Origin of the sequence: Micromonospora echinofusca, from assembly GCF_900091445.1 — a bacterium.
Taxonomy (GTDB): Bacteria; Actinomycetota; Actinomycetes; order Mycobacteriales; family Micromonosporaceae; genus Micromonospora; species Micromonospora echinofusca.
Genome location: NZ_LT607733.1, coordinates 5222618 through 5248197 on the forward strand (window position 1 = coordinate 5222618; position 25580 = coordinate 5248197).

At 70.5% G+C, this 25580-nt stretch carries 21 protein-coding genes; 7 read left to right on the forward strand and 14 right to left on the reverse strand.

The window, feature by feature from the left end:
• Positions 1 to 85 precede the first annotated feature (85 nt).
• From GA0070610_RS22135 to GA0070610_RS22150, 4 genes are all read right to left on the reverse strand, one after another.
• A complete protein-coding gene (locus GA0070610_RS22135) occupies positions 86 to 3547 on the reverse strand; it encodes an ATP-binding protein (protein ID WP_089001824.1) in 3462 nt (1153 codons plus the stop codon).
• Between the two features lie 121 nt (positions 3548 to 3668).
• On the reverse strand, positions 3669 to 4070 hold the full coding sequence (locus tag GA0070610_RS22140) for a hypothetical protein (protein WP_231925769.1): 402 nt from the start codon (positions 4068 to 4070) through the stop codon (positions 3669 to 3671).
• Entirely contained in the window at positions 4067 to 4327 is a 261-nt protein-coding gene (locus tag GA0070610_RS22145; protein ID WP_089001825.1) for a hypothetical protein, read from the reverse strand. Before GA0070610_RS22145 ends, GA0070610_RS22140 begins: the two co-directional genes overlap by 4 nt.
• A 16-nt stretch (positions 4328 to 4343) precedes the next feature.
• Positions 4344 to 5057 (reverse strand): hypothetical protein, encoded by a 714-nt coding sequence (locus tag GA0070610_RS22150; protein WP_089001826.1) that lies wholly within the window; start codon positions 5055 to 5057, stop codon positions 4344 to 4346.
• Between the two features lie 420 nt (positions 5058 to 5477).
• On the opposite strand from GA0070610_RS22150, the gene GA0070610_RS22155 reads away from it, so the two are divergent.
• On the forward strand, positions 5478 to 6377 hold the full coding sequence (locus GA0070610_RS22155) for a cellulose binding domain-containing protein (protein WP_089001827.1): 900 nt from the start codon (positions 5478 to 5480) through the stop codon (positions 6375 to 6377).
• 393 nt (positions 6378 to 6770) lie between these two features.
• Complete coding sequence (locus tag GA0070610_RS22160) at positions 6771 to 6944, forward strand: hypothetical protein (protein ID WP_157747207.1); 174 nt, start codon at positions 6771 to 6773, stop codon at positions 6942 to 6944.
• A 268-nt stretch (positions 6945 to 7212) separates the two neighbouring features.
• On the opposite strand, the gene GA0070610_RS22165 is transcribed toward GA0070610_RS22160, so the two are convergent.
• The 3 genes from GA0070610_RS22165 to GA0070610_RS22175 form a co-directional block, all read right to left on the reverse strand.
• A complete protein-coding gene (locus GA0070610_RS22165) occupies positions 7213 to 8586 on the reverse strand; it encodes a M23 family metallopeptidase (protein ID WP_089001829.1) in 1374 nt (457 codons plus the stop codon).
• A 127-nt stretch (positions 8587 to 8713) separates the two neighbouring features.
• The gene (locus GA0070610_RS22170; protein ID WP_089001830.1) at positions 8714 to 10039 is read right to left on the reverse strand and encodes an AAA family ATPase; all 1326 of its coding nucleotides are present in this window, start codon (positions 10037 to 10039) and stop codon (positions 8714 to 8716) included.
• 23 nt (positions 10040 to 10062) lie between these two features.
• Positions 10063 to 10911 (reverse strand): sugar phosphate isomerase/epimerase family protein, encoded by an 849-nt coding sequence (locus GA0070610_RS22175; protein WP_089001831.1) that lies wholly within the window; start codon positions 10909 to 10911, stop codon positions 10063 to 10065.
• Positions 10912 to 11214: 303 nt separating this feature from the next.
• On the opposite strand from GA0070610_RS22175, the gene GA0070610_RS22180 reads away from it, so the two are divergent.
• Positions 11215 to 11535, forward strand: coding sequence for a GYD domain-containing protein (locus tag GA0070610_RS22180; protein ID WP_089001832.1), 321 nt, complete (start codon positions 11215 to 11217; stop codon positions 11533 to 11535).
• A gap of 167 nt (positions 11536 to 11702) precedes the next feature.
• Here the strand turns inward: GA0070610_RS22180 and GA0070610_RS22185 are convergent, their stop codons facing one another.
• From GA0070610_RS22185 to GA0070610_RS22210, 6 genes are all read right to left on the reverse strand, one after another.
• A complete protein-coding gene (locus GA0070610_RS22185; RefSeq protein ID WP_231925770.1) occupies positions 11703 to 12539 on the reverse strand; it encodes a peptidase in 837 nt (278 codons plus the stop codon).
• Positions 12536 to 13840, reverse strand: coding sequence for a VWA domain-containing protein (locus tag GA0070610_RS22190; RefSeq protein ID WP_089001834.1), 1305 nt, complete (start codon positions 13838 to 13840; stop codon positions 12536 to 12538). The genes GA0070610_RS22185 and GA0070610_RS22190 overlap by 4 nt, the downstream gene beginning before the upstream one ends.
• A gap of 61 nt (positions 13841 to 13901) precedes the next feature.
• Entirely contained in the window at positions 13902 to 14168 is a 267-nt protein-coding gene (locus tag GA0070610_RS22195; RefSeq protein WP_089001835.1) for a DivIVA domain-containing protein, read from the reverse strand.
• Complete coding sequence (locus GA0070610_RS22200) at positions 14168 to 15238, reverse strand: FAD-binding oxidoreductase (protein ID WP_089001836.1); 1071 nt, start codon at positions 15236 to 15238, stop codon at positions 14168 to 14170. The genes GA0070610_RS22195 and GA0070610_RS22200 overlap by 1 nt, the downstream gene beginning before the upstream one ends.
• Positions 15235 to 15528, reverse strand: a complete 294-nt coding sequence (locus GA0070610_RS22205; RefSeq protein ID WP_089001837.1) for a hypothetical protein — start codon at positions 15526 to 15528, stop codon at positions 15235 to 15237. Before GA0070610_RS22205 ends, GA0070610_RS22200 begins: the two co-directional genes overlap by 4 nt.
• Positions 15525 to 15752 carry a hypothetical protein gene (locus GA0070610_RS22210; protein ID WP_089001838.1) on the reverse strand — a complete coding sequence of 76 codons (228 nt, stop codon included), beginning with the start codon at positions 15750 to 15752 and terminating at the stop codon, positions 15525 to 15527. The genes GA0070610_RS22205 and GA0070610_RS22210 overlap by 4 nt, the downstream gene beginning before the upstream one ends.
• 225 nt (positions 15753 to 15977) lie before the next feature.
• Between GA0070610_RS22210 and GA0070610_RS22215 the strand changes: the two genes are divergently transcribed.
• Together GA0070610_RS22215 and GA0070610_RS22220 are read left to right on the forward strand one after the other, a co-directional pair.
• The gene (locus GA0070610_RS22215; RefSeq protein WP_089001839.1) at positions 15978 to 17036 is read left to right on the forward strand and encodes a DUF5919 domain-containing protein; all 1059 of its coding nucleotides are present in this window, start codon (positions 15978 to 15980) and stop codon (positions 17034 to 17036) included.
• Positions 17033 to 17854: an inositol monophosphatase family protein gene (locus GA0070610_RS22220; RefSeq protein ID WP_089001840.1), complete on the forward strand. Its 822-nt coding sequence runs from the start codon at positions 17033 to 17035 to the stop codon at positions 17852 to 17854. Before GA0070610_RS22215 ends, GA0070610_RS22220 begins: the two co-directional genes overlap by 4 nt.
• A 40-nt stretch (positions 17855 to 17894) precedes the next feature.
• Here GA0070610_RS22220 and GA0070610_RS30680 read toward each other — a convergent pair whose 3' ends face one another.
• Positions 17895 to 20918 (reverse strand): TrlF family AAA-like ATPase, encoded by a 3024-nt coding sequence (locus GA0070610_RS30680; protein WP_157747208.1) that lies wholly within the window; start codon positions 20916 to 20918, stop codon positions 17895 to 17897.
• Between the two features lie 724 nt (positions 20919 to 21642).
• Here GA0070610_RS30680 and GA0070610_RS22225 point away from each other — a divergent pair.
• Positions 21643 to 24720, forward strand: a complete 3078-nt coding sequence (locus GA0070610_RS22225; protein ID WP_392567266.1) for a DUF3427 domain-containing protein — start codon at positions 21643 to 21645, stop codon at positions 24718 to 24720.
• A complete protein-coding gene (locus GA0070610_RS22230) occupies positions 24717 to 25571 on the forward strand; it encodes a phosphorothioated DNA-binding restriction endonuclease (RefSeq protein WP_089001841.1) in 855 nt (284 codons plus the stop codon). The genes GA0070610_RS22225 and GA0070610_RS22230 overlap by 4 nt, the downstream gene beginning before the upstream one ends.
• The last annotated feature ends 9 nt before the right edge of the window (positions 25572 to 25580 follow it).

Here is a 25580-nt window from a genome sequence, read left to right on the forward strand (position 1 = left end):
GGCGTCGCGTGGGTCGCGGCGCCCGTCCGCCGTGCCGGCCGCACGCGGCTGCCGGCGTGCGCGATAGGGATCGGTCGCGGATCGGCTACAGACGCCAGGGCACCGGGTCGGGCGGGAGGTAGCGGCAGGTGCTACCCGTGGACACGGTGTCGCGCAGGTGGCCGGCGAGCGCCGGGTGACGCTGGTCGAGCTTGCGCAGCGCGTCCCGGATGCGGGCGGTCACCGTCTTGCGGGCCCGCTCGGCCTCGTCGCCGAGGCGGCGGCTGCGACCGGCCAGCCCGGCGGCGGCGCGCAGCTCGGCGAGCAGGGCACCCCGCTCGGCGTCGAGGTCGGCCATCCGCCGCCGGTCGCCGCGCTCGGCGGCCCGGTCGATCTCGTCGTCGAGCCGTTCCAGGTGCCGCCGGTAACGGGCCTTCGCCTCGTCGTCGAGGACCGGGTCGCCGCCCATCCGGCGGGCCGCGACGAGTTCCGGCCCGGCGGTCGGGTCGAGCAGTTCGACCGCCGGGACGTCGACGCCCGGCCGGCTCAGCAGCACGTGCAGGTCGCGCAGCCCCTTCGCGTCGGGCAGGTGCACCACCACCCCGGCGTACGCGAGCTGCCACACCGGCCCGTCGCGGCGGAACCCGTACGCCCGGCCCGGCGCCTGCCCCCCGGCGGGCGCCTGCCTGCCGCCGGACGGCTGCGCCACGACGGCGCCGGCAGACACCCGCGGCCCGATCGCTACCCCCGGTTCACGCGGCCCGATCGCTACCCCCGGTTCACGCGGCCCGATCGCAGCCCGCGGTTCGTGCGGCCCGCGCGCCGCCGCCTGCGGGCCGGGCGGCCAGACGACCGCCACCTGCGGGCCGCCGACGCGGTCCGGAACTGGGCCGGTGACCGGGAGGAGGGCCCCGGAGTGGCCGGCGGGCGGTGCCCCGGCCTCCTCTGCGCCGGTGAGGCGTCGGGTCACCTGGTGCATGCCCAGGTCGGTGGCGTCGCGGGCGGTGGCCTCGCGCAGCGCGGCGGCGGCCGCCGCGTCGCCGGGGCCGTCCCGCCCGGTCAGCGCGTCGGCCAGGGCGGCGCGGGCCAGGACCGACCACGGGCGGGCGCCCAGCCGGTCGGCGGAGTCGCGGGCGGCGGAGAAACCGGCCACCGCGTCGTCCCACCGTCGCTGCGCGACGTCGACGAGGGCCAGCCAGTGGTCGACGGGGCCGCTCAGGTCGCAGCCGAACAGCGCCGACATCCACTGCCCGCGGTGCGGTCGCAGGGCCTGACGGACCTCGGCGCAGCGCCGGGGGTCGCGGGTCGCGGCGGCGACACCGGCGCGCAGCCGCAGCCACAGCGGCGACACCGCTCCCGGGTACGCCGTGCCGGCGGCCTCGATGCCGGTGACCAGCCGCAGGGCCGACCCGGTGTCGCCACACTCGACGGCGGTGATGCCCCGGAGCAGCTCGGGATGGGGATAGCCGGCCGAGGAGAGCTCGTCGAGGAGGGCGTCGTCGGAGCGGCCCTGGAGGTGCAGCCGGGACCAGCGCAGATGGTGACCCATGAAGGCGAAGTCGGAATGGTCCCACTCGCCGAGGCCGGTCAGCTCGCCGAACAGCTCGTCGGCCCGGGCGAAGTCGCCACGGAAGGCGGCGATGATGGCGTCGTCCATGGTGGCGGCGGCGCGGTGCCGCACGTCGCCCCGTCGGGCGCCGGCCACGAAGGTGGCGAACTCGTCGTGGTAGCGGGGGTCGCCCAGTTCCAGCAGCGCGACCCAGCGCAGCGCGGTGGCCCAGAGCGCGGTCTCCGCGTCGCCGCCCCGGCGCGCCACGTCCCGGATCTCGGCGGTGATCGCGGCCCGGTCGCGGGCCGAGCCCAGCCCCCAGGTGGTGTCGTGGCGGGCCCAGAGGCTGAAGGTGAGCGCCTCGTCGTCGTGCCCGCGCCGGGCCAGAGACTCCGTGGCGGCGATCAGATCGGTGACGAGCGTGCTGACCGGGACGGCGCCGGCGGACTCGCCGATCAACCGCCGGTACGCCTCCCGCACGACGCCCTCCGGATCGGGGACACGTCTGGAGCCGTCGGCGTGGCGGCTGTGCACGACGAGGGCGACGCGGGCCAGCACCACCGGGTCGTCGACCGCCACGGCCAACGTGACGGCCTCGGCGAGCAGCCGCCGGGCTTCGTCGCCGCCGCCCGCGTGGTGCAGCAGTTGACCCAGCTCGATCATGATCTTCACGCGGCCGGCCGGGTCCTCCGCGACCTCCAGCGCCCGGCGGAAGTGCACCACCGACTCGTCCACCGCCAGCCGGCCGCCCGCGTCGCGGGCGGCGGCGACCAGCAGGTCGGCGGCGCGCGACGGGTCGAGGTGGGCGCCGGCGAGGTGGGCGTGCCGGGCCAGGTCGGCGGGGATCAGCCGCTCGGCGAGCGCCGGCGCGCGGTCGACGGCCCGCACGAGCGCGGCGTGCCGGGAGCGCCGGTCGTCGTCGGGCAGCGCGTCGTAGAGGGTCTCCCGCACGAGGTCGTGGACGAAGGCGAACCGGCCGCCGCCCCGGGACACCACGAGCCGGGCGGTCACCGCCCGGTCGAGGAGCCGGTCGGCCTGCGCCGCGGGCGTGCCCGCGTACGCGGCGAGGACCTGACGGTGGAACTCCCGGCCGAGCACGGCGGCGGCGGTGAGTGCCTCGACGACCGCCGCCGGCAACTGGGCGAGACGGCGGCGCACCGCCTCCCGTACGCCCGGGGGGATCGCGCCGACCCGGCCGTCGGCACGCCAGATCCGGGCGGTCTGCTCCACGAAGAACGGGTTGCCGCCGGTGCGCCGGTGCACCTCGTCGAGGAGACCGGCGTCGGGTGCCCGGCCCGCCGTGCGGGTCATCAGCGCGGCCACCTCGTCGCGGGACAGGCCGGTGAGGGTGAGCGTGGTCGCCTTCGCCACCAGCGGCATCAGCAGCTCGCGCAGCGGGTGGTCGGGAGACTCGACCTCGGCGTCGCGGTAGGTGCCGATCAGCAGCAGCCGCTCGAACCAGGTGTGCTGGGCGGCGAACCGCAGCAGCCGCATCGAGGCGGGATCGGCCCAGTGCAGGTCGTCGAGCACCACCACGACCGGACGGCGCTGCGACGCCGCGACCAGCGCGGTGGTCACCGCGTCGTGCAGCGCGAACTCCTCCTGCTCGACGCGGTCGTCGCCGGCCGGACCGCCGGTCGCCTCGTCGGCGTCGCCGTCCGTCGGCTCCCCGGCGGTGCCGCCGGTCGCCTCGCCGAGCAGCGCCGCGAGGCCCGGCTCGGCCGACTCGCGGGCCACGGCCCAGTCGTCGGACGAGCGGCGCAGACCGCGCAGCACCTGCACCCAGGGCCAGTAGCCGGGCGCGCTGTCGGAATCCCAGCAGGCCGCGCCGAGCACCAGCGCGCCCCGCCGACGGGCCTCGCCGGCCGCCGCCGTGACCAGCGTCGTCTTGCCGATGCCCGGCTCCCCGGTGACGAGGACCAGGCCGCCGTGGCTGGCGGTCACCCGGTCGACCTCGGCGCGCAGCAGGGCCGCGGGATGCTCCCGCCCGATGACGGCCTCGTCGTACCGCAGATCCATGACGCCCAGACGGTAGCGGAACGGTGGGACATCGCGAGTCGTTTACGACGCCGCACGGCACCCGCACCGGCCGGCGGCCGCTGACCCCGCCCCGCCACCACCCCCCGACCCGGCGTGCGGGTCAGCGGGCGTCGGTGACGACGTGGGAGCAGGCGGCGCAGGCCGCCGCGCCCTGCTCCGCGTACCACCGGCAGGTCCGCCGGATCGCGCAGCGCGGCAGGTCGGCCTCGGTCGGACCGACGGTCTCCCGGTACGACGCGGCCAGGCGTTCGCCGAGGCCGCAGTGCTCGCCCGTCCAGAAGCCGCACTTCGCGGTGACGCACGGGCCGGCGAGCCGGTACCGCGACTCGACCGGGGTGTCCGTGCCGGCCTGGGCGAGCGCGACCTCGGCCGGGAGCGGCGGCGTGACGTAGGCGACCCGGCCCGCCGGAGTGATCATGCCGAGGAACAACGTGGCATTGGCCGCGGGGGTACTCGGGCACATCCGCTCCGGCGGGTCCGGCCGGTGGACGGGATCCGTCACCGCTGCATCCAGAAGCCGATGTCGTTGATCTTCTGGCCGAGTTCCTCGGCGAACGGGCCGTCGATGACCCACATGCCGTACCACTCGGGGCGGAGCTTGATGTTGGCGTGCCCGACGGCGAGCGGGTTGGTCAGCCGCTTGCCGGCGGCGGTGAGCGCGTTGAGCCCGGCCTTCTGGATCTCGCTGGCGATGAGGCTCTGCTCTTCGGTCGTCAGATCGACACCGTCGACGACGAAACGGAATTCGCTACGTGCCATGTCCTACCTCCGATGGTCAGTACGTGTCGGTCCGCAGCCCGCGCCGCAGACCCGCCCTGGTGAAGGCCGCCCAGCCGGAACGGGACGTCGGGTCGGCGGTGTGCCCGGCCCGCCCCAGGTGCTCCCGCCAGTCCGCCGCGTCGGCGTCGCGCAGCCCCCACAGTTCGCGGCAGGCGGTGACCGCGAACGCGACCTGCTCGGCCGAGCCGGTCCAGCCGGCGGGGCCGTCGATCACCCGGAGCGCGCCGCCGGCCTCGACGCGTACCGACGGGAAGTGGTGGTGCAGGCTGGCGAGGGTGGCCAGGTGAGCGGCGTCCGACCGCCCGGCGGCGAAGGCGTCCCACGTCTCGTCGTCGCGGGTGACCCGGATGGCGTGCAGCGTGAACGCGGCACCGTCCGCGCCCACCCGCCCCGACACCTGCACCGGCGGGCTCCAGGCGTGCGGTGAGTTGGCCGACCAGAAGGCCAGCCAGGCGTCGAGACGTTCGTGGAAGTCGGCCTGGAAGCGGGCCGGCGAGCCGGCGAGCCGGGCGGTGGCGATCCGGTCCCGCACGACGAGCGGCCGGGCCGGCGCCGCTCCGTTGGCGGGTGGTGCGGCGTGGGCGGGTGGTGCGGCGTGGGCGGGTGGTGCGGCGTGGGCGGCGCTCGCTGCGCCGACAGTGACCGCCGAGGCAGCGGCGGCGCCGATCAGTATCCGCCGCCGGGACAGTGAGGTATGGGAATCGTTCATGGTCCGCCTTTCGTGGACGGCCTGTGCCACGAAAGGCTATCGACCGACGTAGATCGTCTGGGCCGTCGAGCTATCGGTAGGCCGACATGAATCCAGGTGATCGACGGCGGCGCGAATCCGGCGACTGTGCTGTCGGTCGCCGTCGCCCGGTTGGGCTCGACCGCCCCAAGGCCGTGCGGGGGTGCGGCGGAAGGCGGGCGAAGCCGAGGAACCACCGACGCCGAAACGCCGATACCTCTGTGGCATAAAGATACCTGTGTGGTATCGAGCGACGAGACCACCACACCGCCGGCCGTCGAGGTCCGGCACAGCCCGTCACGGCTGATGAGACAGACCGCAGGCGGGAAGGCACCCGAGGCCGACGCCCGGTGGACACCTAACGATTGATAAGCATCCATTCCTGCTCGTAGCATCGCCACCATGCGTGTCCGTCGCGTCACCACCGCCATCGTCCTCGCCGCGCTGCTGGGTCCGCTCGGGGTGGGTGCCGCGCGGGCGGACGACGCCCCGGCGCTGACCACGCCCGGCAGCCCCGTCGTCGTGGTCAACCAGCCACACCTGCTCACCCTCTCCTGGGCGCCCTCGACCTGGGTGGGCGAGCCGGCTGGCGAGGAACCGATCACGTACGAGGTGCGGGCGCAACTCGGTCCGCACGTCTACCGCAGCCTCGGCAGCACGACCGCCACCACCCTGACGCTGACCAACCTCGCGCCCGGCAGCGAGTACCGGCTCGTCGTCAACGCCTACACCCTCGGCGGCTACTCCGACCCCTCCCCCGTCACACCGGTCCGCACGGCGTACGGGCGGGCGAAGGTCAGCTACCTCAACCTCGACTGGTCGCCGACGGACAACCAGATCCAGCACGTCCTCCAGGTCGTCAACACCGGCACCGGGCCGCTCGACCTCGCCGACGTGCGGGTGCGCTACCACGTGACCTTCGAGGGCGGGGACACCTCACTGGCGCTCAACTGCGACTGGGCGGCGCTGGGCTGCGACCGGATCCGACGCTCGACGACGTTCTTCCCGCCGCCCCTGCCGCCCGGCGGGCCGTCGACGCCGACACCCACCCCGACGCCGACCCGCTACCCGCTGCCGGGCACGCCGATCCCCGGCTGGGTGGAGCTGACCTTCACCGACGGCGTCCTCGCCCCGGGCGCGTCGTCCGGGCCGATCCAGTTGCGCCACCACCGGCCCGGCTGGACCGACATCGACGAACGCGACGACCCGAGCTGGCGTGCCGCCACCGGCCAGTGGACCGACAACAGCCGGATCACGCTCGACGTCGACGGCGTGCGCGAGTTCGGCGACACGTTCGCCTGACGCGCGGCGACGACCGCCCGTGAACGCGGGCCGGACCGGGCCGGAGTGACGGCGGCGGCCCGTACGCGGCGACGACCGCGACCGTCGCGGCCGGCGGGCGGGCCGGCGGGAGCGGCGCAGGGCGTGGGGCGTGGGGTCCGGCCGGTGGCGCCGGCCCCGGTTCGGGGCGACGCCACCGGCCCGTGCCGCCGACTACGCCGTCGCGCAGATGGCGTACGCGGTGCTGGTCCAGTTACCGGTGAACGTGTCCTCTCGTACGCGCCGATGGTGGCGGTGGCCGGCGCGGCGGCCGGGCCGCCGATGGGGCGGAAGTCGTCGACCACCGCCTCGCCGGTCGCACCGTTGAGCTCGTAACCCGTCCCGGTCAGCACCTTGCCCACCGGGCAGGTCGCCGTGACGCTGCGGAAGTCGTTCGAGTTGCTGGCGCTGGTCGCGGCGATCCGGACGAGGCCGGGGGACGGCGGCCGACGCGGGAGCGGCGGGGACGATCACCCCGGCCGCCACGGCGGCGCCGAGGAGGAGGGTGAACGCGCGGGATCGGGGCCGGCGGGCGGCTGGCTGAGCTGACATGTGAGTCTCCTGTCTGTCGCCTCGGTGGCGGCCTCCCGCAGAGTCGGGTCCAGACCGGCACGAAGGCGTTGCGATTGACGAACCTCACGCTAGGTAGTCGCCCGACCAGGCGTTATCTCCAAGATGACTACGCTAAGTAGTCGACTGCTCGCCCCGGCGACGAAGCGTCCGCCCGAACGCTGGCGACCGTCACGCCCGTTCCGCCGCACCATGTCCGGGCGGGCCGCCGGCGGTTCGCCTGCGCCCCGCACGGCGTACGCGGCCGTCAGATCGTGTAGAGGATCTTCACCCCGTTGAGGCTGGTCGCCGAGACGCCCGCGCCACGGACGCCGGAGTTGAGGTTGCGCCAGCCGTTGTTGCTGGCCGCCTCGTGCACCATGCCCCCGGCCACCGTGTAGATGTGCTTGACCCCGTTGAAGTCGATCACGGCGAGCGCGTCGTTGCTGACCCCCGAGATGCCGGTCCACAGGTTGCGCCAGCCGGCGTTGCTGGCCGCCTCGTGCACCGAGCCCCCCGCCACCGTGTAGACGATCTTCACACCGTTGAGGTTGATCGCGGCCAACGCGTTCGCGCTCACCCCGGAGATGCCCGAGTTGAGGTTGCGCCAGCCGTTGTTGCTCGCCGCCTCGTGCACCGAGCCCCCGACCACGGTGTAGATGATCTTCACACCGTTCAGACTGATCGCGGCCAACGCGTTCGGGCTCGCCCCGGAGATGCCGGTGTTCAGGTTCCGCCAGCCGTTGTTGCTGGCCGCCTCGTGCACCATGCCCCCGATCACGGTGTAGATGTACTTCACGCCGTCGACGTTGATCACGGCGAGCGCGTTGTTGCTGACCCCCGAGATGCCGGTCCACAGGTTGCGCCAGCCGGTGTCGCTGGACGCCTCGTAGACCCGGCCGTCGTTGACCGTGTAGAGCAGCTTGTTGGTGCCCATGACCATCGACGCGGTTGCCGAGCCGGTGATGCTGTTGACCGGCAGCATCTGCCAGCCGCTGTGGCTGCCGGACTCGTACACCTGACGGTTGGAGCTGACCTGGCCGCAGTTCTGGCTGGTCATGTTGCGGGCCGGCGAGACGGGGCCGGAGACGTAGAGCGGGCCGGTGTTCGAGCTGCCGTCGGAGGTGATGCCGGAGGGCACGCCGTTGAAGTACGCCTCGGTCTTGACGCCGTCGCGCGTCTGCTCGTAGTGCAGGTGCGGGCCGGTCGAGTTGCCGGTGCTGCCGACCCGGCCGAGCTGCTGACCGGTCGACACCCACTGCCCGACGCGCACCGGCGGCGACTCGATCATGTGCGCGTAGCTGGTCCGCCAGCCACCGCCGTGGTCGACCACCACGTACCAGCCGCCGCCGGTGGTCCAGCCCGCGAAGGTGACGGTCCCGGCGTACGAGGCGAGGATCGGCCGGCCACTGCTGGCGCCGCCGGTGTAGGTCATGTCGATGTCGTAGTCGTCGTGCCCGTAGTAGGTCGCCAGCCGCCAGGTCTCGCCGCAGGGGAACGGCATCTGGAAGTTCGGCCGTGGGCCGGCGGCCTCAGCCGGCGCGGCCACGACGGCGATGGCGCCCACGGCGAGCAGCGCGACGCCGGCGCCGGCGAGCGCCCGTCGGGCCGGGGCGAGGACGCGGGCGAGTAGACCCGTCATAGGGGAAGTTCCCTCCGGAGCCGGAATTTGATGTTGATGGATGCTAAGGCAGCCATCGACATCCGGCGAGAGGGCGGACGGGTGCGCGCGGTCGGGGCGCGGCCGGCGGCAGGTGGCGTACGACGGGTCAGGTGGTCGCCGTCGTGCCGGCGAGCAGGTCGAGGATCGTCTGGTTGGCCTCCCAGCCGTCGGGGAACCTGACCGGCACGTCGAGGTGCACGATCTCCGTCGACGGGTGGGCGTCCAGCAGCTCGCCGATCCCGGCGCGCGCCACGACGACGCACGCGTGCCGGTGCCGCGACGTCAGCACGCACAGCCGCCCCGACTCGAGGTGGAACGCGGTCGCGTCGCGGCGGCCCGACAGCGGGTGCAGCACGATCGTCACGTCGTACTCCCGGCCCTGGAGCCGGTTGGCGGTGTCGACGGTGATGCCCGCCCCGGCCCCGCCCAGGTGCGCGCGGATGGCCGCGACCTGGTCGCGGTGGGCGGCCCCGACGGCGATCCGGTCGGCGGTGACCGGCGCGCCCGCCGGCGCGTGCTCGCTGACGGCGACCGCGCCGCGCCGGAGCATCCGCAGCGCCAGGGCCGCACAGGCCGAGGCGGCCTCGCCATCGGTACGCAGGGTCTGCCGCGCCGGCAGCTCGTGCAGGGCCCAGCCGGTGGCGGCGGCCAACTCCACCGTCCGGTCCAGGGCGTCCCCCGGCCCGGGCTCGGCGAGGTGCAGCGCCCGGTCGGCGGGACCGGTGCCGGCGCGGAACCCGGTGAACGGGTAGAACGCCGCAGCGACCACGGGCGCCGCCGAGGCGGGCAGCCGCCACGACACCGGCAGCCGGTGCACCGGCAGCTCCGGGTTGTGCCGCAGCAGCACCGCCACCGCCGACTGCATCGGGTCCCAGGTCAGGCCCGTCCAGCGGCCCGTCTCCACGGTCGAGAACGGGTCGAGCTGACCGGGGTCGCCGACGAACAGCGCCCGCTCGAACCGCCCCGCCACGCGCAGCAGGGCGTCCGAGCGCATCTGGTACGCCTCGTCCACGATCGCCCACGGCCAGGAGCCCTCGGCGACCGTGGCCCACTTGGCGGCCGTACCGATGATGACGGCCGGACCGCCGAGGTCGGCGACCTTCGCGGCGACCCGGACCGTCTCGTGGCCCCTGACCCGCTCGGACGGCCGGTAGTCGGCGGCGGAGAGCCGGCCGATGCGCAGCTCGGGCGCCTTGCGCGCCAGGCGGTCGATGAGGTCGTCGACCTGCTCGTTGGTCTGCGCGACGATGATCAGCGGCTCGCCGGCGGCGGCCAGCTCCACGGCGGCGCGCACCACCAGGGTCGACTTGCCGGCGCCCGGCGGCGAGTCGACCACCACGCCGCGATGGTCGCCGGAGCGCAGGTCGGCCAGTACGGCGGTGATGACCCGCTCCGCCTCGACCGCCGGCGGCACCTCCAGCCCGGAGCGCATCGATCCCACCTTCCCCCCGAGGTCTACGGGAGATTACGCCCGGTCAGGCCGCGCAGGAAGGCCAGCCCCTCGACGGCGAGGGTGTCGGGGTCGGCGGTGAGGGGCCGCCACACGGACATCGGCACGGCCAGCGCCTCGGCGGTGAACGACTCGATGTTCACCTGGCCGGTGTAGCCGATGCCGGCCAGGGCGTCGAACATCCCCGGCCAGTCGAGGTGGTCGCCGCCGGGCACCCCACGGTCGTTGCCACACACCTGCACGTGCGCGAGCCGGTCGCCGGCCAGCTGGATGGCGGCCGGCAGGTCACGCTCCTCGATGTTGAGGTGGAAGGTGTCCAGGGCGAGGCCCAGGCCGGGGACGCCGGCCACCACCTCCAGCGCCTGGTCGACGGTGTTGAGCAGGCTCGTCTCGAACCGGTTGAGCGGTTCGAGGGCAATCGTCACGCCCTGGCCGGCGGCCTCGTCGGCCAGGGGCCGGAGCCGCTCGACGAGGCGCGCGACGGTGGCCCGACGGGCGTCCGCGTCCAGCAGCCACCGCCGGCCGGCCGGCGCGTAGAGCGGACCCGCCACCACGGCGGCCCCCACCCGGCCGGCGGCCCGCACGCACTGCCGCACGAACTCTTCCGTACGCCGTACGACCTCCTCGTCGTCGGCGAGCAGGTCGTGCCCGGGCAGCAGGCCGGCGCAGACGGCGGGGGTCAGGCCCAGCCCGGCGAGCAGGTCGGCGGCGCGGTCGGGGTCCCAGTCGCCGGGCGCCTGGACGGTCAGCTCGACGGCGTCGAAGCCCCAGGCCCTGATCCGTGGGGCCAGTTCGGCGAGCGCCTCGTCGGTCAGCGGTGCCGCCCACGCCCACGTGTTGATGCCGATGCGCATCCGTACCCTCTCGCCGTCACTCGATGAGACCGTCGACTGTAGAGGGCCCGTCGGCTCCGGCGTGGGCGGGCGGCGCGGGAACGCCGGAACGGGGGCGTGAACCTATGGGCCGACTGGCAGGCGGTCGACCGCAGGAACCTGCGGACGTTCCGACGCGGGATGTCCGAACGGACGGCGCCCACGTGGCGCAAGAGAGCTGACGGGCCCCGGCGTCTTGGCTCCGCCCGGCCGCGTTCCGGTGAGCGCAGGACTAGACACCGGCACACCGGGTACCCGCGGCCGGGATCTGGAGGTGGTGCCCGGATGGCGAGGTTCCTGTTCACGGCGACCTACACGGTCGAGGGGATCAGCGGGTTGATGAAGGAGGGCGGGGCGAGACGCGCCGAGGTGATCCAGGCGTTGGTCGAGAACACCGGCGGCCGGTTGGAGTCGTTCGACTTCGCGCTCGGCCCCTACGACGTGTACGTGATCTGCGACCTTCCCGACCAGCAGACCGCCGTCGCCCTGGCCGCCACGATCCGGGCGGCCGGCGGCCTGGACACCCGGATCAACCCGCTGCTGACGCCTCAGGACATGGACGAGGCGCTCCGGTTGAAGGTGGCCTACCGGCCGCCGGGAGCCTGACCCGCCGCCCCTGCCGCCACGGGAGTTCGACGTGGCGCCGTGGGCTGCCACGGCGTTCCGGCCGCCTCCCTGCGTGGAGCAGGGCGGACACGACCCGTTCGGTCATGCCCGCCCTGCCGTCATCGTCGATCTGGTCCGTGTCCTGGTGCGGTGACCGCGCGTACGACTCAGCCGACGCGCTGGCGGGGGCGGGTCAGGGCGAAGCCGACCACCCCCGCGACGGCGGCCAGGATGCCGCCGGCGATGGTCCAGTACCAGCGGGACGACAGGCTCGGCCACCGGACCCAGTCGAACCAGCCGTCGTCCTCCTCGTCGCCGGCCGCCGCCGGGGCCGGCGTGCTGGCGGTCGGGTCGCCAGCGAGCACCTTGCCCGGGTTCACCGCCGGGACCAGGGGCTCCTTCAGGTCGCCGCCCTCCGGCTCGGTGTCGCCGTCGGACTCCACCCCGACGAGCAGGCTCACCTCGATCGGCAGGCCCAGTTCCTGCTCCGGCAACTCGATGCCGGACAGCCGGACGTAGTAGGTGCCCGGCAGCGGGTCACCCGACCACGGCTCGGCCCACGAGCGCACCTGGCGCAGCTCGCAGTCGAGTTCGACGGTGGCGGCGCTCTTGGACGCCACCGGGGTCTGCGCCCCGGCGACACACGCCTGCCGGCGGCGCAGCCCGTCGAAGACCTCGACGGTCCAGGTGGAGTCGCCCTTCCGGCTCGCCGCGGCGGGCAGCGACACGGTGGCCGCCACGTGGTGGGTGTCCCCCGCCTCGGCCGTGAACGACCAGTACAGGTAGTCGCCCACGGAGGCACCGACCCGTACGGGCTGGCCGGGGCTGATGCCGGCGGCGGTGAGGAACGAGGTGCCGGCCTTGTTGATGGTGGCGGCCCCCGGCGACGGGGTGGGCGTGTCCGCGCTGGCGGCGGCCGGCAGCGCGACGGCGATACCGGTGGCGGCGAGCAGCACCGCCGCCCGGCGGGCCGAGATCAGGGCCGGAGCCTTCCGCATCGTCATCGGGTCCTCCAGACCGCTACCCACCAACGGGTCAGCCAACCAACGATCAACCCACTGAGCAGGCCCGCGAGGGTCAGTACGCCCAGCAGCACCCAGCCCCGGCCGAGACCCGGGCTGTTCGGGGCGGGCGACGCGTCGACCAGGTCGATGGTCAGTTCGAGCGGCATGCCCGGGGCCTGACCGGCACCCGCCTTGGCGGAGAAGGAGTTGCTGACGACCAGGCAGACGACGGTGGGCTCGGGAGCCTTCTCCGTCGAGTCGGAGAAGACGCCGCCCTCGTCGCCGTCCTCCGCCTCGTCCTCGTCGTCGTCCGTCGCCGCCCAGCGCACGCCGGTCGACAGCACGTCGGTACGACCGCTGCCGGCGTCGTTGCCCCGGACCAGTTCCCGTCCGTCGGTGGCAGTGGCCCGCAGCAGTACGCCGTAGTCCCGGTTCAACGGCCGGTCCAGGCCGATGCTCACCGAGGCCCGCAGCTCCTGCCCCGGCTGGACCGGAATCCGGTACCACCGGTGCTCCTCGAAGCGCTCCCGGTCGGTGTAGACGCCGGGGGTGAGCACGGGCGCCTTGGCGCAGACGTCGGTGCCGGCCACCTTCGCCGGAGTCTTGGCGTGGGTGTCCTTGGCCCGCTGCACGAGCTGCTTGATCCGCCGGGTCAGGTCGTCCTTGCTCTGCGCCGAGGTGTACGTGCCGCCGGTCGCCGAGGCGATGCAGACAAGCTGCCTGCGTACCTTCTCGTCGGGGATGAGGCCGAGCGTGTCGACCACCAGTTTGGTGCCCTGGGCGGCCAGCTCGCGGGCCACCTCGCAGGGGTCCGGCGGCGCGCAGGTGTCCTCGCCGTCGGTGATGAGCACGATGCGCCGGGTGGTCTCGCCGGTGCCGAGGTCCTTGGCCGCCTCGCGCAGGGCCAGCCCGACCGGGGTGAAGCCGGTGGGGCGCAGGGTGGCGATGGCGTTCTTGGCCTTCACCCGGTCGACGGGGCCGACCGGTACGAGCTGCTGGGTGTCCTGGCAGCCGACCTTCTTGTCGTCGCCGCCGTAGGTGGCGCCGAGGACGCGGATGCCGAGGTCCGTCGTCTCGGGCAGCGCGTCCACGACGTCGTTGAACGCCTCCTGGGCGACGGCGATGCGGGAGCGCCCGCCGATGTCCTTGGCGCGCATCGAGCCACTCACGTCGAGCACCAGCTCCACTTTGGGCGGCTCGACGGGTGCGGTCTCGTGCTCGTCGGCGTAGGCGGGAACGCCAAGTGTCGGGAAGGCCACCAACAGTCCTATGAGGACTATTGGAAGCCGTCGTTTGATCATCACGGCGCCGATCCTAGTGATCATCGTGCTTATGGCCGCCGGGTGGCGTCACTCCGTCCACTCAGGATGTGTTGGGCTGCGTGCGCTCTTCGGCGTGCCGGGTCTGCCAGGTGCGCAGCGCCTCCTTGATGCGGTGGTTCTCGGCGCGGGTGAGGTCGAGCTGGCGGGTGCGGTCGCGCAGCTCGTGGGCGAGGCGGCACAGCAGCGCGTCGACCTCGTCGACCCGGTAGCCGCGCCGGCCGAGCGGCGTACGCGGCAGGGTGACGTCGAGGACCCGGTCGGGGGTGAGCGGGCCGGGCAGGGCGTGGCGGCTGCGGTAGACGGCCATCAGGGCACCAGCTCCGCCGGCAGGTGGATGCGGTCGGCGGGCACCCCGGCGGCGAGCAGCCGCAGCCGCGCGCCGGCGAGCATCGGCGGCGGGCCGCAGACGTACACGTCCTGCTCGGGGCGGCGGTGACCGAGGGCGATCGTGAGGGCGTCGCCCCGCTCGGCGGGCTCGGCGCCGGGGTCGTGGCTGAAGGCGGGCACGACGGTCAGCCAGTCGTGGGCACGCTCGAGCTTGTCGAGGGCGGGCGCGTCGTACAGGTCCGCGAAGGTGCGCGCGCCGACGACCAGGGTCACCTGCCGGCTGTCGGGCGCGGCGGCGACCTGCTCGACCAGGGCACGCAGCGGCGCCAGCCCGGTGCCCCCGGCCACGAGCAGCAGGTCCCGCCGCGCGGACAGGTCCAGGCACAGACCGGCGTCGCGCGGCGGGCCGAGGTGGAGCAGCTCGCCGGGGCGTACGTCGTGGACGAGGCGGTGGGCGACGGCCCCGGCGGCGACGGCGCGGACGTGCAGCTCGACGGTGCCGTCGGGGCGCGGGGCGTTGGCCGGGGAGAGCCAGCGCCAGCGGCCGGGCCGGCGCGGCGTGCAGACCGGGACCGCCTGGCCGGGCCGGTGGGGCAGGCGCTGCCAGGGGCGTACGGTCAGGATCGCGATCGTGTCGCACGGCCGGTCGTGGCCGATCACCTCGGCGGGGCACCAGGCCGGGCCGTCCTCGGCGCGGGCGACGGCGCGGCGCACGGCCTCGTCGGCGCGGCGGCCGGCGCGCTCCCAGGCGTCAGGGAGCCGTGGCGTCCACAGTGGCCGGGCGTGCCGGGCGACGGCGGCGAGCAGCGCGTCGCCGATCGTGGCGGCGTGCGGCAGCAGGCCAAGCTGGCGGTACGCGCGGCCGAGCACCGCCAGCAGCGCCGCCCGCCCGGCCGGGTCGTCGCCGCCGACCGTGAGGCGGCCGAGCGCGGCGAAGAGCAGCGGCGCGTCCCGCTCGGGCAGCAGGCCGGGGCGGCGGTCCTCCAGCGTGCACCAGAAGTCGTCGGCGCCCCGCTCGACGGCTGCCTCCCAGGCGGCCACGATGCTCACGCGCCCACCTCCCCGGCGAAGGTCCGGCGGGCGCGGGCGATCCGCTCGTCGGGCACGTCGAGCGCCCAGAGCACCCCGGCCAGGTAGTCGACGATGCGCCGGTGCTGCTCCTCCGACAGGCCGAACCCGCGCCACGGGTCGGTCGCCGGCTGGCCGTCGACGGCCGCGGCGAGGCCCGCCGCCAGGTGCGCGCCGAGCCGCTCCAGGTCGACCCCGATGAGGTACGGCGACAGCTCCGCGTCCGCCACCACGAGCCGCAGCCACCGCCCGACCACCTCCTGCACGCTCACGCCCAGCCGCCCTGCTCGACCTGGGCGGCGCTCAGGCCGGCGGCCTCCAGGGTGGCGCGACCCCAGCGGGCGAGGCGGCAGGGGTACGGGACGCGCTCGCTGCGGCACAGCTCGCCCTGCGGCCAACTCTCGGGGGCGTGGGTGCGTACCGCCTGGACGGCGATGGCGAGATCCTCGTCGGTGACTGGGGTGAGCACCGGGAAGTCGTCGAGCAGGGTGGGCATGCCGGGCTCCTTGGTGTTCAGGGACGGCTTCGGGCCCCTGTCGACAGGTGGAGTGGCGCCGGGGCGGGCGGGAGCGGAGCTGTGTCGTTCGGGTCGACGCAGCTCCGGAGCCAGCACCCGCCCCGGGCCATGCGTCGACCCTTTCCGAGCTGCGGGAAGACCAGAACGACCACGCACTGCACTTGGCCGGTAACTGCGCTGCATCCGCTGCCGGTAAGGTGCACGGTGACCGATCTCGACATGATCGAAGGCGGCACGATGACACCCGTGCAGCGATGGACCGGCCGTGAGACGAAGGCACTCCGCCACGCGCTCCGCATGAGCATCCGCGACTTCGCCGTGCACCTGGGCGTGGCCGAACGGACCGTCTCGAAGTGGGAAGCCGGCGGGGACTGCGTGAACCCCCGCCCCGAGATGCAGGCGGCCCTGGACACTGCCCTCGCCCATGCTGCCGACGAGGCGCAACACCGGTTTGCTTCGGCGCTACCTCACGCGAACCCGCCGGCCCCAGGCTCCGGGGACGGACTCGACCTTGGAGCCGCCGCGCGCGAGCAGGTCGCGCGGACTCGTCAAGCTCTCGGATTGAGCGTCGGAGACTTCGCCGCCGCGCTGGCCCGGACGCTGACCTGGCGGCCGACTGGAGACGACGTCACCAACTGGGAGACGAGCACGGTCCCGCCCGGTGACGTGGTCCTCGCGCTGTCCGCGATTCTCGACCCATCCGGCGCAGGCAACGTGGGTGAGGAGCGGTTCGGAGACCTGATCGCCGTCCACCCAAACCGCTCCGAGTTCTCCACCAGCCTTCCACCCGATCGACTGCTCGGCGGCGCGAGCACCGTGCGCGCCGTTGGCCTGTCGCTCAACCTCCTGTCGCAGGGTTACCCGGATCGCCGCTGGCACGACCTGGTCGAGGCTGGTGCGCACGTCCGCCTTCTGTTCCTCAACCCGGCTGGGCAGGCTGTTCAGGCACGCGAGGCGGAGGAAGGCTTTCCGGCGGGGCAGCTGTCTGGGCTGACGAAGCTCAACATTGAGACGCTGATGCGCGTGCGTGACCGGCTACCCGACGGGCTCCAGGACCGCATGGAACTGGCGGTCTACGACGACACGTTGCGCTTCAACGTGATCCTGGTCGACGATCTCTGCGTCGCGCAGCCGTACTTGGCGGAGAGCCGAGGGGTCGACTCCCCCGCGTTCGTCGCCAGACGGAGCCAGGCTCGCGGCGGCCTGTATCCGGTGTTCGAACAGCACTTCGAGACGCAGTGGCGACGGGGGCAGCAGTTGTGAGCGACTACGGACCACTGTTGCCTGTTGCGATCCAGGCGGTTGCACGGGCGGCCGAGGACATGCGGCGTAAGCCACCGGGCGCGCTCACAGCCAAGGGCGACCGCGACATGGCGTCCGCGTTAGACTACGAGATCGAGCGCAGCGTCCGCGAGCTCCTCCGTGTCGCAACTCCCGACATCGGGTTCCTCGGCGAGGAGGACGGCATCAGCGGGTCGGGAGAGCTGCAATGGGTGCTCGATCCGATCGACGGGACGGCCAACTTCGTCCGAGGCATCCCGCTCTGTGCGGTGTCGCTCGGGCTGCTGCACCACGGCGAGGCGGTCCTCGGGGTCATCGAGCTGCCCTTCCTCGGCAACCGTTACGCCGCCGCCCAGGGCGACGGCGCAACGGTTGACGGCAAGCCGATTCGGGTGAGCCAAACGAGCCGGCTGAGCATGGCGATCGTGGCGATCGGCGACTACGCCGTGGGTGAAGATGCTGCGGCCAAGAACCGACTTCGACTCGCACTAACTGCACGGCTCGCCGAGTCCGTGCAGCGTGTACGCATGACTGGCTCGGCGGCGCTCGACTTGGCCTGGCTAGCCGAAGGCAAGGTCGATGCCGCACTCACGCTATCCAACCGACCCTGGGACATGTCGGCAGGGGTTGCAATCGCTCGGGAATCAGGTGCCCTGATTGTCGATTGGGACGGCACGAAACATAACGCCCACTCTGCAATCACCTTAGCCACTAACGACACGCTATTAACAGACATTCTTGGCTATGTAAATCCGTTAGGACAAGGATCCGACGCAGCTTTGATCAACCCTAAAATGTGAACCGCAGCGCGTTGAGGCTATCCATATTCCCATGCGAATTTCACGCCCTGCCAACCACTCGATCATACTTTTCCTCTCGATTATCGAAGGCCGCCCGGGTGCCCTCAAGCACATCGATAGACTGCGAGCCAATTGAGCTCCGAGCAAGTGACCCCGACTCATATGAGAAGGTGCCACTATTCAACGTTGCAACTATCAGCTGATCAGCGTCGCCCACTACAGCCAAATTCGGATTATGCGTCACTACTATCACCTGACGCCGGTCAACAGCCGCACGAAGAGCCGGGATGAGGAGTTCTCTCACCGTCTGGTTATCTAGATTCTCCTCAGGCTGGTCCAACAGCAGCGGCTTATCAGATTTATCAATCAACAGGTAAAACATCAGGAGCACAAGGCCCCGCTGGCCAGGCGACAGCTCACTAAGCTCCGCCCCCGATGATCGAATCACATACTCGCCCTCCAGCCACTTAAGGTCGAACATGGCCAAGAGTAAGTCGGAGGCCGAATAGCTAGCCCGGACCACGGAGGACAAGGCACGTCGAGCTCCAGCCCTATTACCCCTCTCTCGACCAATCCGATCTTGCAACTTCAGCAGTGCCGTAAATACTTCCTCGGCAGAGGCAAGGTTCACGCCCTCAAGAAGAGACTCCTCATTTGGATTCTCGAAGACTGCGTGGAGATCCGAAAGTCGCTGTTTGTTCACGATGTCGCACCACGAAGCGGTGAAGCCCTTGATGCGCAGCTCAACGTCAAACTCAAGGCCGACCTGTCTTGCAAGAGAATGCGAGGCGACGTATGCGGTGGCATCCGAATACGCCTCCTTCTGGATCGCAAATATCGACATGGCGGCCCTATGAGCTTGAAGAAAACCTTCCCTTAGCTCTCCTCGCGCTCGGTCCTCCGCTTCAGGAATGGCTTTGAGTTCGGCTGCCAGAGCCTCCGCTCCGCGCAAGCAACCCGGATTCGCCACGTCACCCAAGAGGTAGTCTCGGCGCTGAGTCAAATCGGCCGCCTTTCTCATCAGGTCTTCCGAGCCTTCCGCCCTTGCCTGTAACTCTTCCTCACATCTCCTAACCTTTTCGTCAATAGTGGCAATGCGCGAGTCGATTCCTTGCTTCGGATCAGAAATCCCTCGGCGCGCGTCAGCGATGTTGTTAATCAGTTTGGCACGCCACGCCTCCGACTCTCCACTGTGGTAGACAATGCTGAAAATAGCATCTCCGTCAATACCCATCCTTCGCGCCAACTCTTCGGCCGCAGCGCGTGCAGCCTCGAAATGGTCCAGGAATGACGCTTCGAGGCGAGAGATATCGTCGATAGATTCCTCGCTATTCCGAATCTCTTGCAGGAGCTTTACCTTTTGTCCCCCAAGGGCTAGTCGCTCTTCCCTTAACCCCTCAAGCTCCCTCTGTAGCGCATCGGCACCTGCGGCCACCTGCAGCTCAGACAATTCCTTTTGGGTTTGATCTACCTGCCGCTCAATCTCATTTACCTGTGAAGACAGTGAGTCAATCCGGGCGGGCAAATGAAGCGCTTCCAGTTCCGCCTTCCGATCTTCGGAACTCGTGAGCGCTTTAGCAGCCGTCGAAATTTTGGTCCGCGCGATTTGAAGATCCCCATAAGCTCGGACCGAGCGCGCCTCCAAAAACTGGCGCAGCGAGGTCGCGTTTCCTCGGTCTTCAGGAGGGATATGACCCAGTACCACGCGCTCAATCTCTGCCTCAAACTGTCGCTCCTGCTTGCTGTAAGGGTCCGCTAGACACACTCTCTCGATAAGAGATTGAGGGAGGTAATCTACACCGACAGGCGCTCTAGCAGTAAACGGCTCGTCCAAGGAAGCAACTGCGCTAGTCCCGTCCGCCCAACAAATAGCGCCCTCATAGTGCCTAGCCTCACCATTCTTACGCCGGAATCGTGCTGGCGTAAGGAAGGAGTAGTCATCATAACGGTCGCTATTTGCCGCAGCGGCTACGATATCAAGAAGAGCAGATTTTCCTTGACCTTTATTACCCAAGATTACAACGAATCCTGGGTTAAGGTCTACTTCACAATTGAAGAGCCTGTGACTGTCGTCGCCACTGACTTTCGGACGCACCGAAACCTTATCGATTACAGTGGTTGGCCGGGTAGCTCGTCTTTTCAGGGTAGAGGGACGGTCATCGACAGTCACGCGGTGCCCATATTCCTGAACCGCATGCTGAAGACCCTTGAAGGTAGGGTCTGCGTTTATCCACGTGAGCGCGTTCCCCAAGCGATCCTTCTCGTTCGCGTCCTTCCAAGTGTGGGCATCACTGCAGTCCAGAAGTCTGGCGTTCACGCCAGCGCTCGCTAGGGCCTGCTGCGAACGCCGAAATTCATCTCGATTCCCGGCCGCCGTGAAAACCACATTGGCAGAATTAATTAGCGTCTTCTTTGTAGCGATCGACTGGTCGTTCCATTTCAGTGCAGCCCATTCAGTTTTCCCTACCGCGATTAGCACTCGATCCGCTAGGGCGCTGTTGTCGCGAACCGACTTAATAGTCTCATTGAAGGGCACACAGACATTATTGAAGCCTTCAATAATGTCTGAACCGTATCGACTGCGCTCCCCCTCAGGCACCTGACTCTTAATTTTCTGCCCCAGATCCGTCAGAGCTTCGCGCGTCACAACCTGGCTCCAGGTTTCATACGGGTCCGTATTAGTCAAACGATACGTAGGCCTAAGCGATGCGATCAACTGTCGTTCGATTACGCCCACCGAAAGAAGGGGGTCGCAGATGAAATGCAAGTTAATCCGCTTCAGCTTGCCTTCGGTGCCGCCAAAGTTCTCCGTTCTCACCTCGATAACCGGGAAGACCGCAGCGAGGTTGGGAAACCTGCCGCTGTCGAACTCCGCGCGCACCCGACTATACCCGTCAAGGAACCAATAGTCGTTTATGCCGAGAACTGCAATCTCTGGTGGAAGCTGCGCCAGTTCGGAGAAAAACCTGTCCCATGGGTCTGCCCCAGAATAGTTTTGACGGAGAGAATCGGGCGTATGGACATGCAAATCCCACTTACGCCATTCCGTGCCGCGGCGATACATCCGTTACGCCCCTTCCTCAACGGACAACACTCAAACGGGTCGTGCTGACGTTCACGGTAAGTCCGCGAGTTCCTTCCCATTGGAAGGTTGCCATTCGACATACAGCCAACACAGCCGCCGATTACTAAGAGTTCCAGATAGAGCTAGCAGGCCGCCCGGTCTGACGCTATACATTTACTTTGCAAAGTAGGGTGACCGACTGCCCGCCTTAAGTTTTGAGCCAACCGAGCCAGGGCGCAGCCCTTGAATAGATTTGCCGGCGTTGGTCAACGACCATAAGCTGCGATCAGTGCCATCGTCCATGCACTGGTCAGCTAACGCAACAGCCATAACGCGTTTCTGTTTCTGAGCATAGGCGGCAGTTCCAGTCCAGACGCTGCTAATCACCCCCACAAGGCGTGCCGAAGACCCTACCGGACAGAGTCCCGCCAGCGGGACGCGGGTCTTCACCTGATCAGGCAGCAATGATTCATCTGTCTGAGCTGTCAACTGCCTGAGAGGGTCGTACTGTCACTGCAACTAGCGTCTGAAAGCAGCTGTCGCCCCAGTTCAATCACCTGGTGCGCTCAGCCTTCCACGTCGGCAGGACGTCTGGGCGTCTGGGCGTGTGCATCTGGAGCTTCTTGGAAAGAACGGCCTTGGATCGAGTTGTCCAATACCTGACACCACTTTCAAGGAGGCGTAGCAGGGATAGCCGCTTGAGGGTGAAATTGGCTATCTTGCCATGGTGATGGATCTTGAGCGGGGCGTTTACGAGCACCTCATCACCGGCGAGCTGGCTGGCCGCCTCCAGCACGTCGACCCCGCCCTCGTCCAGCATCAAAAGCTCGACCCCGCCGACGCGCCCGACGCCCTCGCCCGTCACATCGCCACCCTGGCCCTCCGCGCCCTGCACGCCGTCCCCAGCGGCGACGACAAGCTCCACCGCCAGATCAAACTCGCCAACCGCATCGCCGACGCCATCGCCTCCGGGAGCCCGCAGGCGTCGACGGCACAGGACCAGGTGACCGACGCCAAGCACCTCCTGCACGCCATCGCCGCCCCACCCACCCCGCCCGCGCAACCAGCCTTCCCCCAACGCCCCACCACCCCGCTCTCCACCGGCGCGCTGCTGGTCAACGGCCGCCACCAGCCCCGCATCGGCCACGAGGTCACCCACGAAATGGCCTCGGCGGAGCAGGTCGACCTGCTCTGCGCGTTCATCAAGTGGTACGGCCTGCGCATCGTCGAGCCCGCCATCCGCGAGCTGATCGCCCGGGGCGGCAAGCTGCGCGTCATCACCACGACCTACCTGGGCGCGACCGATCAGCGGGCCCTCGACCGGCTCGCCGAGCTGGGCGCCGAGATCAAGGTGTCCTACGAGACCAGGACCACCCGGCTGCACGCCAAGGCGTGGCTGTTCCGCCGGGGCAACGGCATGAGCACCGCGTACGTCGGATCGTCCAACCTGTCGAAGACCGCGCTGATCGACGGCGTGGAGTGGAACGTACGCGTCTCCAACGTCGAGCAGCCGCACGTCATCAACACGTTCACCGCCACGTTCGAGGACTATTGGAACGACCCGGCGTTCGAGGACTACGACGCCACCCGGGACGCCGAGCGGCTGCGGAACGCCCTCAGCGGGGAGCGGCGCGAGGACTCGCCGACGCAGATCGCCAACCTGGACGTGCGTCCGTACCCGTACCAGGCGGAGATCCTCGCCGACCTCGACGCCGAGCGCCAGGTGCACGGCCGGCACCGGAACCTGGTGGTGATGGCGACCGGCACCGGCAAGACGGTCGTCGCGGCGCTGGACTTCCGGCGCCTGCAACGCAAGGGCCAGGTCGACTCGTTGCTCTTCGTCGCCCACCAGGAGCAGATCCTCACCCAGAGCCTGGCGACGTTCCGGCAGGTGATGCTCGACGGCAGCTTCGGCGAAACGCTGGTCGGGGGCAAGACCCCGACCAGGTGGCGGCACGTCTTCGCCTCCATCCAGTCGCTACACCGGCGGGAGATCGACCCCGAGGCGTACGACATGGTGATCGTCGACGAGTTCCACCACGCGGAGGCACCGACGTACGCCCGGCTGTTGGAGCGGCTTCGGCCGCGCGTACTGCTGGGGCTTACGGCGACCCCCGACCGGGCCGACGGTCGGGATGTGCGGCGGTGGTTCGACGGCCGCGTGGCGGTGGAGCTGCACCTGTGGGAGGCGTTGGAGCGGCAGTTGCTCGCGCCGTTCCAGTATTTCGGGCTGCACGACGACGTGGACCTGTCGCGGCTGCGCTGGAAGCGCGGCCAGGGGTACGACATCGGCGAGCTTGACGGCCTCTACACCGGCAACGACGCGCGGGCGCGGCTGGTGCTGAAGGCGGTACGCGACACGGTCGACGTGGACCGGATGCGGGCGCTCGGGTTCTGCGTGAGCATCGCCCACGCCCGCTTCATGGCGGAGTGGTTCACCCGGCACGGGGTTCCGTCGGCGGCGGTGACCTCCCAGGTCGACCGGCCCGTGCAGCATGATCTGCTGCGGGAGTTCAAGGCCGGCAAGCTGCGGGTGCTCTTCACCGTCGACCTGTTCAACGAGGGCGTCGACCTGCCGATGGTCGACACGATCCTGATGCTGCGGCCCACCGAGAGCGCCACGATCTTCCTCCAGCAGCTCGGCCGTGGGCTGCGCCTGGACGACGACAAGCCCTGCCTGACGGTGCTCGACTTCATCGGTGGGCAGCACGCCAACTTCCGCTTCGACCTGCGCTGGCGCGCCCTGACCGGGGTCAGCCGCCGGGAGATCAGGGATGCCGTCGAGCAGGGCTTCCCGTCGCTGCCCAGCGGCTGCCACATCCAACTCGACCCGGTCGCCCGCAGGGTCGTGCTCGACAACCTGCGTACCGTCATGCCGACCTCGAAGAACGGCCTGCTGGCGGAGCTACGCCATCTCGGGGACGTCAGCCTCGCCGGGTTCCTGCGGGAGACCGGCGTGGAGATCGAGGACGTCTACCGGTCGGCGACCATCGGCGGATGGACCGGGCTGCGGCGGCTCGCCGGGCTGGAGCCGTCCACGCCGGGGCCGGACGACCGGGAGCTGGGCCGGGCCATCGGGCGGATGCTGCACCTCGACGACCCGGACCGGCTGGCCCTGCTGACCCGGGTGGCGGCGGGCGACCGGCCCGGTGCCGGACGGCTGTGGGACATGCTCCACTTCGACCTGTGGGGGCCGAACGTGCCGCTGACCTCGCGGGACGAGCGGCTGACGCGGCTCTGGGCCGAGCCGGCACGCTGCGCCGAGCTGCGGCAGGTGGCCGAGGTGCTGCGCGAGCGGATCCACCGGGTCACGCCGCAGCCGCTGTCGGCGGAGGTGCCGCTGCGGGTGCACGCCCGCTACAGCCGCAACGAGGCGTGCGCGGCCTTCGGCATGCCGAACCCGGGTTCGCTGCGCGAGGGCGTGAAGTGGCTGCCCGACGCCAAGGCGGATCTCTTCTTCGTCACCCTGGTCAAGTCGGAGGCGCACTACTCTCCCACCACCATGTACGCCGACCGGGCCATCACCGACAGCCTGTTCCAGTGGGAGTCGCAGAGCACCACGTCGTCGGCGTCGGTGACCGGTCAGCGCTACATCCACCACGCCTCGCGCGGCTCGACGGTGCACCTGTTCGTACGGGAGACCCGGGTCGCGGACCGGGACCTGGGCGCGCCGGCCTACCTCTACGCCGGCCCGATGACCTATCGGGAGCACACCGGCGACCGGCCCATCCGGATCATCTGGCGACTGGCGCACGCCCTCCCCGCCGACGTGTACGCCACCGCCCGCACCATCGCCGCATGAGCATCCGCCAGGAGGTGTTGGACCGGCTGACCTCGCTGCGACTGCATCAGCAGCGTGGCCGACGCGCACCGCACAAGCCACTGCTGGTGTTGCTGGCACTCGGCCAGCTCGACCGGGGAGGATCCAGCGAGCTGGCGTGGTCGCAGACGCAGGAGCGGCTCAGCGACCTGATCGCGGAGTTCGGCCCGGCGTCGAAGACGGGGCGGGCGCAGAGCGCCGCGTACCCGTTCACCCGGCTCCGCAGCGACGGCGTGTGGACGCTGAACCGGGACGTGCCGATGGATCTGGTCGGACCGTTGGCGGCCCACGACGTGGTAGGCCGCCTCGATGCCGCCACCGAATCCGCCCTACGCAAGGACCCCGATCTGGTACGGCGCGTCGCCCGCGCCCTGGTGGAGCAGCACTTTCCGCCCACCATCGCGCCCGACGTGCTCACCGCCGCCGGGCTCGATCCCGACGACATCCTCCAGGCGCCGGGCGTCATGCCAGTTCCCGCGCGGCGGCGTGATGCCTCCTGGCGGGTGGCGGTACTCCAGGCATGGGACAGGCAGTGCGCGTTCTGCGGGTACGACGGCCAACTCGGCCACGCCTCGGTTGGGGTGGAGGCGGCGCACGTGCGCTGGTGGGCCTTCGACGGCCCGGACAGCCCCGACAACGGCCTGGCTCTCTGCGTGCTGCACCACAAGCTGTTCGACTTTGGCGCGCTGGGCCTCGACGGTGACCTGCGAATTGAGGTGTCGGCCGCCTTCACCGCCCGTACGCCGGCGGGTCGGTCGACCTATGACCTGCACGGCAGGATGTTGCAGCCTCGCCCCGGGACGCAGGTTCCCGCTATCGTGCACATCTCCTGACACCGCCGT